The 15,114-nt window shown below is 71.1% G+C and carries 16 protein-coding genes; 15 read left to right on the top strand and 1 reads right to left on the bottom strand.

Annotated elements, in window-relative coordinates; genetic code table 11:
- Positions 1–45 precede the first annotated feature (45 nt).
- Genes HOP40_RS19930 through HOP40_RS19920 form a run of 3 tightly spaced genes read left to right on the top strand, consistent with a single transcriptional unit; the run spans position 46 to position 3,495 of the window.
- On the top strand, positions 46–1,809 hold the full coding sequence (locus HOP40_RS19930; RefSeq protein ID WP_172160824.1) for a type IV secretory system conjugative DNA transfer family protein: 1,764 nt from the start codon (positions 46–48) through the stop codon (positions 1,807–1,809).
- The gene (locus HOP40_RS19925; protein ID WP_172160822.1) at positions 1,806–2,342 is read left to right on the top strand and encodes a DUF4913 domain-containing protein; all 537 of its coding nucleotides are present in this window, start codon (positions 1,806–1,808) and stop codon (positions 2,340–2,342) included. The genes HOP40_RS19930 and HOP40_RS19925 overlap by 4 nt, the downstream gene beginning before the upstream one ends.
- Positions 2,343–2,346: 4 nt before the next feature.
- Positions 2,347–3,495 (top strand): VldE C-terminal domain-containing protein, encoded by a 1,149-nt coding sequence (locus HOP40_RS19920; RefSeq protein WP_172160820.1) that lies wholly within the window; start codon positions 2,347–2,349, stop codon positions 3,493–3,495.
- Here HOP40_RS19920 and HOP40_RS19915 read toward each other — a convergent pair.
- Complete coding sequence (locus HOP40_RS19915) at positions 3,482–4,036, bottom strand: hypothetical protein (RefSeq protein WP_172160818.1); 555 nt, start codon at positions 4,034–4,036, stop codon at positions 3,482–3,484. The genes HOP40_RS19920 and HOP40_RS19915 overlap by 14 nt on opposite strands.
- Before the next feature lie 281 nt (positions 4,037–4,317).
- On the opposite strand from HOP40_RS19915, the gene HOP40_RS19910 reads away from it, so the two are divergent.
- The 12 genes from HOP40_RS19910 (at position 4,318) to HOP40_RS19855 (ending at position 15,110) form a co-directional block, all read left to right on the top strand.
- Positions 4,318–4,920, top strand: coding sequence for a hypothetical protein (locus tag HOP40_RS19910; protein WP_172160816.1), 603 nt, complete (start codon positions 4,318–4,320; stop codon positions 4,918–4,920).
- A 293-nt stretch (positions 4,921–5,213) separates the two neighbouring features.
- Entirely contained in the window at positions 5,214–5,831 is a 618-nt protein-coding gene (locus HOP40_RS19905; RefSeq protein ID WP_172160814.1) for an ATP/GTP-binding protein, read from the top strand.
- Positions 5,828–6,475, top strand: a complete 648-nt coding sequence (locus HOP40_RS19900; protein WP_172160812.1) for a hypothetical protein — start codon at positions 5,828–5,830, stop codon at positions 6,473–6,475. The genes HOP40_RS19905 and HOP40_RS19900 overlap by 4 nt, the downstream gene beginning before the upstream one ends.
- A 3-nt stretch (positions 6,476–6,478) precedes the next feature.
- Positions 6,479–7,279, top strand: a complete 801-nt coding sequence (locus HOP40_RS19895) for a CpaE/TadZ family protein (protein WP_172160810.1) — start codon at positions 6,479–6,481, stop codon at positions 7,277–7,279.
- Entirely contained in the window at positions 7,276–8,667 is a 1,392-nt protein-coding gene (locus tag HOP40_RS19890) for a TadA family conjugal transfer-associated ATPase (RefSeq protein WP_172160808.1), read from the top strand. The genes HOP40_RS19895 and HOP40_RS19890 overlap by 4 nt, the downstream gene beginning before the upstream one ends.
- Positions 8,668–8,672: 5 nt before the next feature.
- Positions 8,673–9,560 (top strand): type II secretion system F family protein, encoded by an 888-nt coding sequence (locus HOP40_RS19885; protein WP_172160806.1) that lies wholly within the window; start codon positions 8,673–8,675, stop codon positions 9,558–9,560.
- The gene (locus tag HOP40_RS19880) at positions 9,557–10,459 is read left to right on the top strand and encodes a hypothetical protein (protein WP_172160804.1); all 903 of its coding nucleotides are present in this window, start codon (positions 9,557–9,559) and stop codon (positions 10,457–10,459) included. Before HOP40_RS19885 ends, HOP40_RS19880 begins: the two co-directional genes overlap by 4 nt.
- 25 nt (positions 10,460–10,484) lie before the next feature.
- On the top strand, positions 10,485–10,691 hold the full coding sequence (locus HOP40_RS19875) for a hypothetical protein (RefSeq protein ID WP_172160802.1): 207 nt from the start codon (positions 10,485–10,487) through the stop codon (positions 10,689–10,691).
- A gap of 12 nt (positions 10,692–10,703) precedes the next feature.
- Positions 10,704–11,096 (top strand): TadE family protein, encoded by a 393-nt coding sequence (locus HOP40_RS19870; protein WP_172160800.1) that lies wholly within the window; start codon positions 10,704–10,706, stop codon positions 11,094–11,096.
- Positions 11,093–11,536, top strand: coding sequence for a TadE/TadG family type IV pilus assembly protein (locus tag HOP40_RS19865; protein ID WP_172160798.1), 444 nt, complete (start codon positions 11,093–11,095; stop codon positions 11,534–11,536). The genes HOP40_RS19870 and HOP40_RS19865 overlap by 4 nt, the downstream gene beginning before the upstream one ends.
- The gene (locus tag HOP40_RS19860) at positions 11,533–11,967 is read left to right on the top strand and encodes a hypothetical protein (RefSeq protein WP_172160796.1); all 435 of its coding nucleotides are present in this window, start codon (positions 11,533–11,535) and stop codon (positions 11,965–11,967) included. The genes HOP40_RS19865 and HOP40_RS19860 overlap by 4 nt, the downstream gene beginning before the upstream one ends.
- Positions 11,968–11,972: 5 nt before the next feature.
- Positions 11,973–15,110: an AfsR/SARP family transcriptional regulator gene (locus HOP40_RS19855; RefSeq protein WP_172160794.1), complete on the top strand. Its 3,138-nt coding sequence runs from the start codon at positions 11,973–11,975 to the stop codon at positions 15,108–15,110.
- The last annotated feature ends 4 nt before the right edge of the window (positions 15,111–15,114 follow it).

Below are 15,114 nucleotides of genomic sequence, written 5' to 3'. Positions count from 1 at the left end.
CCGCTGTTGCTCCTGGCAGCAATCGCCGCGGCTTGGCTCGCAGCCATGGACGTCTGGCTGGCCGCGGCCGTCGCCGCAGGTTCGGGACCGGTGCCCGCCCTGTCATTCGACCTGCCGCTGCGGGTCGCTCGTGACGGTGTCGACGCCGTTGTGCCGCCAGCCGCGTCGACGACCGTCTTCACCACGACGTTGGTGGCACTTGTCGGTATCGAGGTCGTCGCTGTCGCGGGCGTCGTCGTACTGGCCACCAGCGGTGGGCGCCTGGGCGACCCGCGCCGCGCGCTGCTGCGCCGCCGCGACCTCGGCGACCTCAGCGGCCGCTCATCCGCTCGGCGCGCGCGGCGCCTGCGCCCGTCGCTGGACAAGCATGCTGACGTCCCCGCGGCGGGGCGGGGCATCCGCATGGTGCGCATCGCCGGGCGCGACGTGTGGATGTCCTGGGAGGACGTCGCGCTGGTCGTCATGGGGCCGCGGTCCAACAAGACCAGCGCCGTGGCCGTGCCGGCGGTGCTGTCAGCTCCCGGGCTGGTCGTCGCGACGTCCAACAAGGCCGACCTCTGGGCACTGACGTCGGGCCTGCGGGGCGAGGTCGGCGCGGTGTGGACCTTCGACCCGCAGCAGATCGCCCACGCCGAGCAACGATGGTGGTGGGACCCGCTGCGCGCCGTCCGCGAAGCACCGGACGCGCACCGATACGAGGCAGCCAGCCGGCTGGCCGAGCACTTCATGGGCACCATCGGCGGCACGCGACGCGACCCCTTCTTCCATGCCGCGGGCGAGCAGGTCCTCGTCGGGACGCTGCTGGCTGCTGCGCTGTCCGGCGGAACACTGCGCGACGTGCTGCTCTGGCTGCAGTACGGACGCCGCGACGCCATCACCGCGCTGGACAACGCCGGCGCGGGACTGGAAGCCGCCGATCTGGAAGCGAGCCTGGCGGGCGCCGACGTCACGACCAAGGGCATCTTCCAGACCGCCCGCACCGCGACCAAGGCCCTCACCTCCGAACGGACCCTGCGCTGGATCACCCCACCGGAGACCTGGCGGACCCCACCCCCGGGCCGGCAATTCCTCGAACTCGACCCGTGGCAGCTGCTGGCCGACGCCGCCACCGGACCGATCACCGCGCACCTGCTGTCCAAGGAGGGCGCCGGCACCGCCGCACCGGTCGTCGCCGCGCTCGTCGACCGCATCCTGGAAGTCGCCGAGCTGACCGCGCAGGCCCGCGGCGGTCGGCTCGACCCACCCGTCGTCGCCGTACTCGACGAGGCCGCGAACATCTGCCCGATCAAGACCCTCCCCCAGCTCTACAGCCATTTCGGGTCCCGGGGAATCCAGGTGATCACCATGCTGCAGAGCTACCAACAGGGCGTCGGAGTCTGGGGCAACCAGGGCATGGACGCGCTCTGGTCCGCCGCCACCGTCAAGCTCGTCGGCGCCGGCGTCGACGACCACGAGTTCCTGCGCCGGCTCTCCGGGCTCATCGGGGACCACGAGGTCGAGAAGCTGTCCACCAGCTACGACCGTGCACGCGGGCCCAGCCGGCAGTACTCGACCACCCGCGAACCCGTCCTTCCCGTATCAGTCCTGCGCGCCCTGCCCCGCTCCCAAGCCGTCCTACTCGCGACCGGGCGGCGAGCCGGTCTGGGCGAACTGCGGCCCTGGTACCACGAACACGACGCCGCCGACATCCGCACCTACTCAGCGGTCGCCCTCGCCGAACTCCGTGCCGCCGCACAGGAGGCGCTGGGGCCGGACAACCCACTGACGGTCTGCACCGCGACGTCGGCCCAGAGAGGTGACGCGACGTGACCGACGACCCGACCGCGGCGGCCCGACTGCTGATCGAGCTGCAGGCTCGTATCGGCGTCCTCGAAGGCTGGCGAGCCCACCAGAGCGAACTCCTCGACAGCATCATCAACGGCCGAACCGAGCTGGTGGCCGACGAGGCTGCCGAGCACGACGACGACTACACCCACAGCAGCCGGGACGTCGTCGCTGAGGACGAGCGAATCGATGCTGATCGGCTGATCGGCTGGGTCCACCGGCACGTCGCCGCCGTCATCGCCCGACCGCTGCGCGGCGAGCTCAAGTGGTGCCCGCTGTGGTGGGAGCACCCGGAAGCGGTGTTCCGGTTCGAGGCCCTGCGCCGTGCGTGGACCGATCTCGCACCCGAACCGGGGGTCGGGATGTCGGTGTGGATCCGCGACCACCTCGACCCGTGCCTGCGTGAGCTGCTCTCACCGCTCGGCCCGTTCGCTGACTGCTCGCACAACGAGCGCTTCCAGACTCTTACCGCGCACGCTCCACTACCCACGCTCCCGACCGTGCTGCCCGACGAGTAACGACGTGAACCGCGCTGCCGGTGCCGGGGCCGCCGCACTCGCCGTGATCACCGCACCGATCGTGCTCGTCGTCGCTCTGCTCGGCGGCCTTTCGGCCGTCGCCGCCGAGACTGCGACCGGTGGGGTCGACGCGACGAAGATCCCACCCCTGGCCCGGGAGCTCCTTCCCGACATCACGGCCATCACCACGGCCACGTGTCCGGAGCTGCCGCCGCTGTGGGTCGTCGCCGAGGTCGCGGCGGAGAGCAGCTGGGACCCGACCGCGTACAGCAGCGACCGCAACGGCGGCGCGGCCGGGCTCTACCAGCTCAACGAAGCCAACTGGGTCGCCGCCGGGGGCGCGCCGTGGGGCGCCTCACCGCCGCCCGCCGACGCCGACGTCCTCGACGCCCGACGGCACCTGGAGCTCGCGATCCCCTTCGTGTGCGCCAACCTCCGGGCCGCAGCCGAGCACCTGCAGGCCACAGAGAAGCCGACGTCTGCGCTAGACGGGATGCTGGTCTGCCACATCGCCGGTTGCAGCCGGGTGACCGGCTCGGCCACCGGCATCCCCGTCCCGGGCGAGGCCGGCTGCGACCGCACCTGCGCCGACCTCGTCACGAACTACCTCGACCGGGTCCACAGCCTCGTCGCGCAGTACAGCGCCAACGCAGGACCGGTGTCCGTGGACGACCTCCCCGCCCCGACACCCTTCGACGGCGTCAACGCGCTCTGCACCGCCGTCGACCCCACCGGCGGCCGCTGCCTCACCCCCGCCACCCGTCATGCCCACGACGAGATCGTCCGCGCCTTCGGCCCACCCGGCCCCGAATCGCCGATCCGGTCGGCGGCCTGCTGGGACGAACACGCCTGGAATCCCGACAGCGACCACTCCCGCGGCCAGGCCTGCGACTACTTTCCCGACACAGCCGGCCGCTTCCCCGAGGGCCAGGAACTCCAGAACGGCTGGCGCTTGGCCACCTGGCTGCGCACCCACGCCGCCACGCTCAAGGTCAAGTACCTGATCTGGCAGGGCCGCTTCTGGTCACCCGACACTCCCGACGCCGACGGATGGGGCCGCCCGTACACCGGCGGCGGCATCTACGACGCCGAGGACGCCACCGGCGGCCACTTCGATCACGTACATGCCTCGTTCGAAATCACCGACGGATGATCAGTACCGGTAGGACGCGGCCGGCGCGAAGAGCACGCGCCATCCCGGCGACCAGCATTATCCCGCCGACCGCGGCGAGGGGAGGGAGGTAGCGCCACGCCGCGCGTCCGCCGTCGTCGTCGAGCGGGAGCGGCGAGTCGAGCGCAGGGTCCCGCGGGCCGAAGACTGCGGCGAGCTGGTCCCGCTCGAGCACCACGGACTGGGGCCTGGTCCGGTCGGGGTCCTCCGCAGTGCGGTACACGGTCACCATGACCGAGTCGAACCGGTGGGTCGGCGTCGACCACATCGCCCGTCCCACGGCTCGGGCCGCCTCGTCCCGCCCCACGAGTTCTCCGGTCCGTCGCGGTTGGGCGCCGACGCATTCCTGGACGCTGACCGACAGGACGACGCCGCTCGCCATGCGCTGGTACTCGACCGCCGGCACGCCACCGCAGCCCACCTCGGCCAACGCCTGCACAAGATCCCGCTGTGCCGAACCGGCGCAGCCGGATATCAAGATCAGAAGCGCAACCGGGGTGAGCGCGATCCGGAGGAGGTACACGCGCTGAGGATCCGAGGCCGCGGCGTACCGGCGCAACGGTCGTTAGTGCCGCTGGTGATCATTTGGCCAGGTGTGGACAAGTCACGCCCTGCGCGACACGGCAACGAGCAGGTTTCGGGTCGTTCCCCACGGTGCTCCATCCGGGGGACCTGCTCCGATTCGCCCACGCTCGTCGACGCCGCCTGGTACTCCATGTCCGGGTCGGCGCACGACAACGGTCAGTCGTGGCCGGACAGGCAGGCGACAACGGGGAACGGCAGGGAACGGAAAGGGGAACGGTCATGGTGACGATCAGCCACGTGCACGATCGGCCGGCCTCACCGACCCGGCATCGGCGATTCGCCCGCGCCCGGCAACACGCTCTCGTCGCGATAGCGGGTGCATCGCTGCTGTCGGCGTGCTCGGGTACCGCTCCCGAACCGCCGGGGGCACCGACGCCGTCCACCACCTCGACGGGCGAGATCGCATCGTCAGCGGCGGGAATGGCCGCATACGGGGAGTTCTGGCGGGTGAGCGAGCTGGCGTTCGCCGCACCGACGGCGCAGGACTGGGAGACGGAGTTGAGCATGGTGGCCCGTGGACAGGCGTTGACCGATGTCGTCATCGAGGTCCGGAACTACGCCAGCGTCCCGGCGCACGTCGAGGGAGCGATCACCCACGACGCACGACCCGACCCAACGGTCACCCCAGGGCCTGGTCGCGTCGCGGTGCTCGATTGCATCGACATCAGCGGGTCGAGGCTGGTCGCCGATGCGGACGGTGCGGTGCTCGACGATCAGGCGAACCAGACCCCGCGCTATCAGTACCGGGCCGAGGTCGTGCGCGACGCGTCCGGGCGGTGGTTGGTTGTGACCACCGCACCATCGTTGGACCAGCCGTGTTGAGGCGAGCGGGGTGCCTCGCGCTGGCCACGACACTGTTACCGCTGGTCACCACTGCATCCGCCGAGCCGCCGCCGTGCGAGGTGGTGGCGAGCAGCGGGCGCTGTCTGGTCGAGGCACTCGACCCCGGAAGGCCGGGCGGTCCCGCCGAGGGCCACGGCCGTAGACCGGACCAGGACGAGAACGCCGGCGACGGCTCGAGCCGAGGCGACTCGCAAGGTGGGCGACGCACACAACAGGACGAACCTGTTGCTCTCCCTGAAGACCCCGCACCCCGTCGGCCGTCGGTTCTGCCGTTGATCGGCGAGAACGGCGGCCCTGGCGGTCTCGCGGTGGGCCCCGATCGCAGCGCAGAACTCCTGGCGCTGCTTTCTACTGAGGCTCGGCTCGACGCCATAGCACCGCTGGCAACCGATCCAGCGATTCCTGCGCAGCTCGCCATCAACGAGCTGGAGCTGAGCGGCCCGATGATCAGATTGTCCACCGGTGAAACCGGATTCGTCGGGGTGCCGGTCTGGATGTGGATCGAGCAAGGTCGCGGCCTGGCCGGCCCTCGAAGCGCGACGGCCGCCGTCGGCAACGCCGCGGTCACGGCCACCGGCCGGCTGGCCTCGGTGGAGTGGGCGATGGGTCCGTCCGGCGGCAGGGTGGTCTGCGACGGCCCCGGAACGCCGTGGACCGGGCAGGCCGGACCCTCACCCGACTGCGGTTACGTCTACGAGCTGCGGTCGCTGCCCGAACGGACCGGAGGGACGGGTCGCTGGCCGATCGTGGCAACGATCGTCTGGCAGGTCGACTGGGCCGGCACCTCCGGCGGTGAGCCGGTCTCCGGGCAGCAGACGGTGAGGGTGTCCGCCGAGACGAGCGTGTCGGTCGGTGAGATCCAGGTTCTCGTATCCGGAGGTGGATCGTGACCACAGGCACCGCGATGCGCGGCGACACGGCAGCGAGCCGAGCGCCGAGTACGGCCATAACGCCGACGACTGCCCGGCGGCTGGGCCGGTCGCGCCGACTGTCGATCGGTGCGCTGCTCATCGTGCTGGGGGCGGTCGCCGCCGTGGTCGTGTTCCAGCAAATCGGGGATCGCGTACCCGCGATCGGGATCGCGCGGGCCGTCCCGTTCGGCCAACAGGTCACCGAACAGGACCTCCGCCAGATCCTGCTGCCGAGCGGGTCCGAGCTCGCATTGGTCGAGTGGGAGCGCACCGACGAGATCGTCGGCCGGTTCGCCGTGACGGACCTGCTGCCCGGCCAGATCATGACCCGCGACGCCGTTACGGCGGAGCGCCTACCGGGACCCGGGCAAGCGATCGTCGGGGTGGCTGTGGAGCAAGGTCAGGTTCCGGTCACGCCGATGGCGCCACGGGATCAAGTCCTGGTCGTCGACGCCGGCGAGAGCAGCGGGTCGGGGGTTGACGCGAACGTCCTGCGCACCGGACCGGCCGACGTGGGTGGCCGGCGGACCGTCGATCTCCTGGTGTCCGACGTCGATGCACCCCGCGTGGCCCGACTGGCCGAGGCAGGTCGAGCCGTGCTCGTCCTGGTGGCGCGGCGGTGACCCATGCTGATCTCGTTCCTCTCGGCCAAAGGCAGCCCCGGCGTCACCACCGCGGTCCTCGCCCTTGCGACGCGATGGCCGCGCAGCGCGATCGCCGTGGATCTCGACCCGCAGGGCGGCGACATCCTGGCCGGGGTCGGAGGAGGCCGGCAACCGGCTCGGCATGGGATCGTCGAACTGCTCGTCGAGGCTCGCACCGACAGCATGCTCGCGGCGATGGGCCGGCAGGTCGTTCGGCCCGCTCCGCACAGCCCGCCGGTGCTGGCCGGGTTCGGCGCCCCGGGCCAGGCGGCGAACGTCCCGTGGGACCTGCTCGGGAGCCACTTGGTGGACGTGCCTGGGGCGGACGTCGTCGCCGACTGCGGCCGCTTCACCCTCGACCATCCGGTCTCGGCCGTACTGCGTCACAGTGACCTCGTCGTCCTGGTGGCCGGTTCGTCGCTGCGGATCGTGCGCGCCGCCGCGCGGACGCTGCCACTCATCCGTCGCGAGCTGGGGACAGCCGGCGACGCGATCAGCGGCCCCGGGCGGCTCGTTCTGGTGATCGTCGGTCCCGACCTGCCCTACAACGCCGAGGAGATCGCCGGGGGGTGCCAGGCCGAGGTCGCCGGGACGCTGCCCGATGACCCGGTGGCTGCGAGCGTGTGGAGCGACGGAGAGCTTCCCGGCCGTGGCTTCCAGCGGTCCAGACTGCAGCGCGCGGCGGGTGTACTCGCCAGATCGTTGGCCGACCGTGCGATGGCATGCCGCGAGGTCAGAACACCTCAGCCGTGCGTCGGGATCAACGGCAGGGTCCTGCGATGAGAAACGGCGCGACGGCCATCGCCGACCGGCGACTCGTGGACACGATCCGCACGGCGGTGCTGCAGCGTCTGGGATCCGATGCCGGGCGGCACGGCCTCGGCCTCAGTGATCAGCGCGAACTGCTGCGGTCCTGGGTCGAGAACGAGCTCTCGGTCGAGTCGCGGCGGCGGGTGACCGACGGGGAGCCGCAGCTTGACCGGTTCACCGAGATCGCCGTGCTGCGCGCGGTCGAGAACACCATCTGGGGGCTCGGGCGGCTGCAGCAGCTCCTCGACATCCACGACGTCGAGGACATCCACATCGTCGGTGCCGAACGGCCCATGCTGCGTATGGCGGACGGATCGCTGCGTCGTGCCGGGGAGCCGGTGGCCGATTCCGACGACGATCTCATCCAGCAGCTGCAGTTCATCGCGGCACACCACGGCGCGTCGGAACGGGCGTTCTCCCCGGCGCAGCCGTGCCTGAACCTGCAGCTGCCCGACGGGTCACGGCTCGCGGCGATGCGCGACGTCGTGCCACATCCGGTCGTGACCATCCGCCGCCACCGCCTGCTCGACGTGGGTCTCCCCGACCTGGTCCGGCTCGGCACGCTCACCGAGCACGCGGCACGCTTCCTGTCCGCGCTCGTAGGCGCCCGGTGCAGCCTGCTCGTGACCGGAGCGCCCGCCTGTGGCAAGACCACGCTGGTGCGCGCGCTTGCGAAGGAGATCCCCGCCGGGGAACGCATCGCCACCCTGGAGACCGAGTACGAACTGGCCCTGCACCGGCTGCCCGGCGCATCATCGCTGCTGGTGGCGATGGAGACCCGCCCTGGATCCACCGAGATTGACCCCTCGACCGGGCAAAGGGCCGGGGAGATCACGCTGTCCGAGCTCCTGCATCAGACCCTGCGCATGTCGGTCACCCGGGTCATCGTCGGCGAGGTCCGGGGTGCTGAGGCGCTGCCGATGCTGGAGGCGATGAACGCCGGGATGCCCGGCTCGATGTGCACGCTGCATGCCGGGTCCGCGGCCGACGCACTCGAACGTCTCGTCACCGCCGCGCTCAAGGCGGCGGGCCAGGGCTGGTCGGACACCTTCGTGACCCGACTCGCGGCGCAGGGCATCGACTACGTCGTGCATATGCGCCACACCGCGCATCCCGGATCCGAGGGACGTCGCCGGTTCGTCGCCGAGATCGCCGAGGTCACCGACGTCAACGAAAGCGGCAAGATCGCGATGAACCGGATCTTCGCCGAGGACCCGGAGTCCGGCGACCCCCGCGCGGTCTTCCGGATGGCGCCGCAGATCCGGTGGCCCTTCCACGAAGCCGGCATCGACATCGGGTTTCTCACCGGCGAGCACCGCGGGGCATCGCCGGCTCACGTGGGGAGGACGCCATGGAGTTGAGTCCGATGACCTGGCTGGCGGCGGCTTCCGGAGCGCTCGTCGCGGCCGGGTTGACAGTCATGGTCGCCGGCCCCAACGTAGCCGACCGTGCGGTGACCGGGCAGCGATCGAGACGTCGGTGGAGTCCCTTGCGGGCGGTGCTGCACGCAGCCCGCGTCCCGGGGACGGAGCGCGGGCAGCACCGCTGGCGGATCACCGCGTGGATGGTCGCCGGGCTGCTGGTATGGGTGATCACCGGCTGGCCGGCCGCCGGGGCCGCGCTCGCCGGCATCGGGGCCTGGTCGCCGTGGCTGCTCGGTTCGGCCCGCGCGGCGCAGGACCAGATCAGCAAGATCGACGCGCTGTCCACGTGGTGCCGCCGGATGGCCGACACGTTGACCGGTGGCGGAGCGATCGGGCTCGCGCAAGCGATCACCCTCACCTCCGATCACGCCCCGATGCAGATCGCTGGCCCGGTGCAGCAGCTGGCCGAACGGCTCCGATCCGGACACGGAACTCCGATCGATGCGCTCCGGGAGTTCGCCGACGGCATCGACGACCCGGTCGGGGACTCGGTTGCGGCCGCGCTCGGGCTGGCCCTGCACCAGCAGAGCAGCGGCATCGCCCGCGTGCTGCGCCAACTCGCCGACGGCGTGTCCCGGGACGTTCGCGCCCGACGCGACATCGAGGCGGAGCGCGCCGAAGCGCGCCAGTCCATCCGGACGCTGCTCCTCATACAGGGCGGGGTGCTCGCGATGCTGGCCCTGGTTCCCGGTTTCGCCGCTCCCTACGGGAGCCCGTTCGGGCAGCTCATCATGGCCACCCTGCTGGCGGGCACCTTCGCGCTCCTGATCTGGATGCGGAAACTCGCGGTCGGACACTCGGCCCCCAGGTGGTTCGGAGCGAGCCGGTGAACGCGCTGCTGCTGGCCACCATCGGAACAGGCGCCCTCGTCGGCGCCGGGTTGGCGGTGCTTCTGGCTGGGCTGACAAGGTGGCATCCGGTCCTCTCGGACGCGCTGGCGAACCTCGATGAACGCCTCCCCCGCCCGGCTGCCGCCCACTCCAGTCGCGCACCGGGGACGCGCGCGGCTGTGTTCCACGTTCTCCTCGACGTCGCACGGCGCCTGCCCGGGTCGGTCGGCGAGCGCGATCTGGACGTCCTCCAGCTCGACCGGGACCGCCACCTCGTCGGGCGGCTCGGTACGGCGCTCGCGTATGCGGCGATCGGACCGGCGCTCGCCGTGGTGCTGCTGGTCCTGGATGCGAGCCTTCCTGTCGTCGTGCCGACCGGGTTCTGCGTGGCCGGCGGCGTCATCGGATGGACGAGCTACGGGCGCCGCACCCGAGACCGGGCCGACGATGTCCGGGATCAGATGCGCTACGTCCTCGTCGCCTACCTGCAGCAGGTGAGCCTGTTGCGCCGCGGCGGGGCAGGCATTGCCACCGCGCTCAGCCTCCCCACGCAGTTGCTCGACGACAGCGAGGCGATGCGTCGCATCGGCCGTGAACTCGAACTGGCCGAACGCGCCGGACTGATGCCATGGGAGGGCCTGCGTCGATTCGGCGCCCAGATCGACGTCAACGAGCTCCAAGACCTCTCCACAATCGCGGAGACGGCGGGACACGACGGCGGCGCCGTGATCGACACCCTGCTCGCTCGGGCCGAGAGCCTCAACGACGAGCTCATCGCCGACGCCCACACGGACGCGAACCGGGCGACCGGCCAGATGAGCACACCCGGCGCGATCCAGGTATTCCTGATCGCGGCGTGGGTGTTGTTCCCGGCCGCAGCCGCACTGCTGAGCTCGTGACGGCATCGAATCGGAGGAGGAACCGATGGAGAAGATCCGCATGACCCTGACCCTGCTGACGATGGACGTGATCGGACGCCTGGGCGCACGGCTGGGCCCGGTCGACGACCGCGGCGGAGGACGCAACACCGACGAGGGCTTCCACATCTCCGGCGGCGCCATCGTGGCGGGTGCGATCGCTGCCGGCGTCGGGGCGTTCATCGCCAGGAAGCTCGGCGCCCTCGGCGAGTGACGGGAACGCGCCGTGACCACGATCGACAGCGGGGAACGGGGCGGAGCGACGAGCGTGCAGATGGCGCTCCTGTGGCTGGCCATGCTCACGTTCATCCTGGCTGTGGTCCAGGCCGCGCTGTTGTACCTCGCCGGCCAGCTCGCGCTCACCGCGGCCGAGGACGGGCTGCGGTCGGGGCGCTACTACGGCGTCGGATCCGCGGAGCAGGCCCGCCGTGGGGCGGAGGACTTCATCGCCCGCACCGCCGGCACCACCCTCGGCGCACCGGCGGTGGAGGCCGTGATCAGCGACGAGGGTGGAACGCTGCAGGTGACCGTCAGCGGGACCGCGCTCGCGGTCGTGCCCGGCTTGGAACTGCACGTTGCCAAGCAGGCGACCGGCGCGATCGAGCGGGTCACGCCGTGATCGCGCCCATTGACGCGCGGGGGGAACTGGGAGGCGGACCGTCGGTCGAGGCCGCGTTGCTCGCCACGCTGATGGGACTGCTCATCGGCTTCGTCATCGCCGCTGGACGCTTGGTGGCCGCCGAGTCGGCCTGCGACCACGCCGCCCGCGCAGCCGCGCGCATGGCCTCCATCGAGCGGGACGCTGCCCAAGCCCAGGTGCAGGGCCAGATCGCTGCCGAAGCGGCCGCGGCGTCCCAAGGTCTGACGTTGGCGCAGCTCGTCGTCACGATCGACACCAGCCAGTTCGGCGCACCACTCGGCGAGCCCGGCGTCGTCCGAGCCGACGTCGCATGCCAGGTCCGGTGGTCAGATCTCGCGCTTCCCGGCGCGCCCGGAACTCATGATCTTGAAGCGTCGTTCACCAGCCCGATAGATCAACTCCGGGAAAGGCAGCGATGACCCGGACCGAGGACGAACGGGACCGCGGCGGCGGGTCGGTCAGCGCGCCGATGGCCATCGCCATGCTGGCGCTGATCGCCGTCAGCGGACTGGCGATCGACGGGGCACGCAAGGCCCAGCAGATCGCCACGGCAGACGCGGTGGCCGAGGAGGCCGCCCGCGCGGGCGGCCAGGTCGTCGACCTGGCGGCGGCGCAGCGCGGGGAGGCGGCGCTCGATGCGGACGACGCACGCGCAGCGGCCCAGGAGTACCTGGGCGCCGCGGGGGTGACCGGCGAGGTGTTCGTCGTGGCCCCGGACCGGATCCGGGTCGAGGTCGTCCTCCGGCAACCCACTGTGCTGCTTGGGTTGTTGGGTGTCGACGAGATCTCGGCGACGGGCTCGGCCGAGGCGGATGTCGTGCCGTCGCGGCCTGCGCCGGCTAGTGGGTGATGACCGTGTTGCGGATCGCGCGTGGGCTGATCGCGCTCGTCACACTGGCCGGGCTGCTCGCGGGAGTCCCGGCGGCACTGTGGTCGCTCGGGTCGCCGTTCCTCCTCGACCACGTGCCGACCATGGACGACGTCGTCGTGGCGCTCACCCGACCCGACGACGGCAGCCTGCTGCTCGCGCTGCTTGTGATCGTCGGCTGGATCCTCTGGCTGCAGCTCGCCTACTCGATCCTGGTCGAGACCGCGGCCCAGGTTGGCTCATTGCCGCGGCTGCGCGCCGATCGGTTCGGGTTCCGGACGACCCGCACGCTCGCCGCCCTGCTCATCGGCTGGGTCCTCACCATGGCCACGACGCCGGCGACCGCATCGACCACACGTCCCGTCACGGTGGGCGCATCCATCCATCCCGCTGCCGCCGCGTCGGCGGAGTCATCACCCGCGGCCGGGACCGTTCACGTCGTGCAGGAGCGTGACACGTTGTGGGACATCGCAGCCCGCGTCCTGGGCGATCCGCTGCGGTGGCGCGAGATCTTCGATCTCAACGTCGGGCATCTCCAGTCCGACGGCGGCCGGTTGAGCGACGGATCGGTCCTGCATGTCGGGTGGGAGCTGCGGCTGCCCGCCGAGCAGGACCCCTCCGAGCGGCGAGTGCGTGTCGAGGTCGGGGACAGCCTCACCGGTCTCGCGGACCAGTACCTCGGCGACCCTGCGCGGTACCCGGACCTCTACGAGGTCAACGTCGGTGTCCGCCAGCCAGACGGCAGCTATCTGAATGACCCCGACGTGATCCGCCCCGGCTGGCTCCTTTCCGTCCCCACCGCTGAGGGACCCGTCGAGCAACGGGCGGGCGACATCCCACCGCCGGTTGACGGCGCCGCACCCGTCCTGCCACCCCGCACCACCCCATCACCGCTAAGCGAGCCCCCGGCCCCGACCGGGGATCCGCCACCCTCGATCGCGCCGCCCGAGACATCGGCACTGGCCCCGCCGAGCGATCCAGCAGGCGACACAGATTCGGAGCAGCCGTCGTTCGCGGTTCCGGCGACTCTCGTCGTCTCAGGACTCGCCGCCAGCGGGATCGTCGCCGGTATCGTCGCGTACCGGCGCCGTCAGACGCGGTGGCGCCGCGCCGGCCGCCAGATCGCCCTGCCCGATCTGGACCATTCCCGGCTCGAGTCCGCCACTGTCGCCGCCGCACAGACTGCCGGCACGCGGTTCCTGGACACCGTGCTGAGATCCCTCACCGCCACGCCCGGTCTGAGTCCCAGCTTGCCGTCGCTGGATGCCGTCTGGCTCGCACCGACGGGCATCGATCTCGTGCTCATCGAGCGACGGGAGGCGGTCGCGCCGTTCGTCGCGGAGGACGAGGGATCGGTATGGCACGTAGATGCGGAGGCAAGACTGCCGATCACGGAGCAGGAGGCGGTCGGCGTCGCGAATCCGTTCCCCGCTCTCGTCTCCATCGGCATTGGCGAGGACGGAGCGACCCTGCTGGTCGATGCCGAGCGGGCCGGAGCGCTGCACCTCGTCGGCGACCGGACCAGGACGGTCGATCTGCTGCGGAACATGGCGGTGGAGCTGGGCACATGCCGTTGGGCCGACGACACCTCGATCATGGTCGTCGGGCTGGAGGCCGCCCTGACCGACCTCCCCCCGAACCGGGTCGAGCAGGTGCACGACGTTCGGGTCGCGGCCGATCGCCTGCGAGCGGCGATGTCTGTGACGCAGGAGCACCTGGAGCGAGTGGACAGCGACTCCGTCGTGGACATGCGGATCCAGGACCGGCTCAGCGACTCCTGGGTCGTCACAGTCCTGCTCGTGGCCGAACCCGACAAGGCGCACCTAGAGGCGCTCGCCGAGTTGTGCGGTGATCTCGCAAGCGGCGAACGGAAGTCGGCCGCCATCATCATCGCCGGAGCACCGACGACGCTGCCCGGGGAGCAGGTGCACATCGACTCCGACGGCACGGTCCAGATACCGCGGCTGGATACGGGAACGCTGCGCGCCGAGCAGATGCCGGCCGACATCGCCCTCGGACTGCTCTCCGTCATCGGCACCGCGCTGGATCACGATGTGCCAGTACCGTCCGCGCCCGAACCGCAGCCCTGGGCGAACGACATGCGCAGCGACGGATCGCTGCAACTCGATGCGGGCGCCCCCGACTCCGCTCCACTCGAGATCCAGATCGACGATCTGCATGAAGCTCCAGCCCACATACCGCACCTCGCGGAGCCTCCTGATCAGCAGCCGGACGAAGTCGCGCTTCGACGGCTGCTCCTGGTGGAGAAACATGATCCGGGACTGGACGACGACGTCGCGCTGTGGCACGTCGAGGGTCCGTCATCCCGCCCGCTCGTCTCCATCCTCGGCGAACCGGCCTTCGACGCTGCCGGACCCCCACCCGAGAAGCGGCGCAGCTGGTACGTCGAGGTCGTGGTCTATCTGGCGCTGCACCCGACGGGGGTCGACCGGGACAAGATCACAACGGACCTCTGGCCGGAGGGCAGCACCGTGCGGCCTCCGACCATCCGACGGGCCGTTGCGGAGGCGCGGCAGTGGGCCGGCAAGGACCACAGCGTCGACCCGCCCGTCGACCACATCCCGAGCATCTCGCCGGCCGGCGGTGACCGATACCGGATCACCGGGCACCTCATGGACTGGGACCTGTTCCGTCGCCTGCGCAAACGCGCGCAGGCCCGCGTCGCTGCCGGTCGACGAGCCGACGCGACCGACGACTACGAGAACGCCCTGGGGCTCGTCCGCGGCCCGGTGCTCCACCCGCTGCGGCAGCGGGGATACGGATGGCTGCACAACCCCGACCAGCGCCACGAGCACCTCATCCCCGGATTCATCATCGACACCGCCCACGAGCTGGTCGACCTCGCACTCGACGACGGCGACATCGAGCTCGCCCGGTTCGCGGCCGAGGCGGCCCAACGGGTCGACCCGGACCGCACCTCCGATCGCCCGTTCACCGACCTGATGCGCATCGCGCACAGGGCAGGCGACCTCGCCGAGATGCGCGAACACGCCGAGCTGCTCCTCGCCGAGCGAGGGTTCGAGGTCGGCGAGGATCTTCCACCCGAGAGCTTCGCGGTGTTCGACGCCCTGTTCCCCCACGGCCTCCGCGTCCCGACCAGCTGAGGCC

Origin of the sequence: Pseudonocardia broussonetiae, assembly GCF_013155125.1 — a bacterium.
Classification (GTDB): Bacteria; Actinomycetota; Actinomycetes; order Mycobacteriales; family Pseudonocardiaceae; genus Pseudonocardia; species Pseudonocardia broussonetiae.
Note: the sequence above shows the minus strand (reverse complement) of the source record. Positions and strands in the feature narration are given on the sequence as shown.

Excerpts from the sequence above, each read along its gene's own strand:
- HOP40_RS19930 (WP_172160824.1), top strand. The coding sequence starts at position 46 with ATGGACGTCTGGCTGGCCGCGGCCGTCGCCGCAGGTTCGGGACCGGTG.
- HOP40_RS19910 (WP_172160816.1), top strand. The coding sequence starts at position 4,318 with ATGGTGACGATCAGCCACGTGCACGATCGGCCGGCCTCACCGACCCGG.
- HOP40_RS19895 (WP_172160810.1), top strand. The coding sequence starts at position 6,479 with ATGCTGATCTCGTTCCTCTCGGCCAAAGGCAGCCCCGGCGTCACCACC.
- HOP40_RS19890 (WP_172160808.1), top strand. The coding sequence starts at position 7,276 with ATGAGAAACGGCGCGACGGCCATCGCCGACCGGCGACTCGTGGACACG.
- HOP40_RS19860 (WP_172160796.1), top strand. The coding sequence starts at position 11,533 with ATGACCCGGACCGAGGACGAACGGGACCGCGGCGGCGGGTCGGTCAGC.
- HOP40_RS19875 (WP_172160802.1), top strand. The coding sequence starts at position 10,485 with ATGGAGAAGATCCGCATGACCCTGACCCTGCTGACGATGGACGTGATC.
- HOP40_RS19885 (WP_172160806.1), top strand. The coding sequence starts at position 8,673 with ATGACCTGGCTGGCGGCGGCTTCCGGAGCGCTCGTCGCGGCCGGGTTG.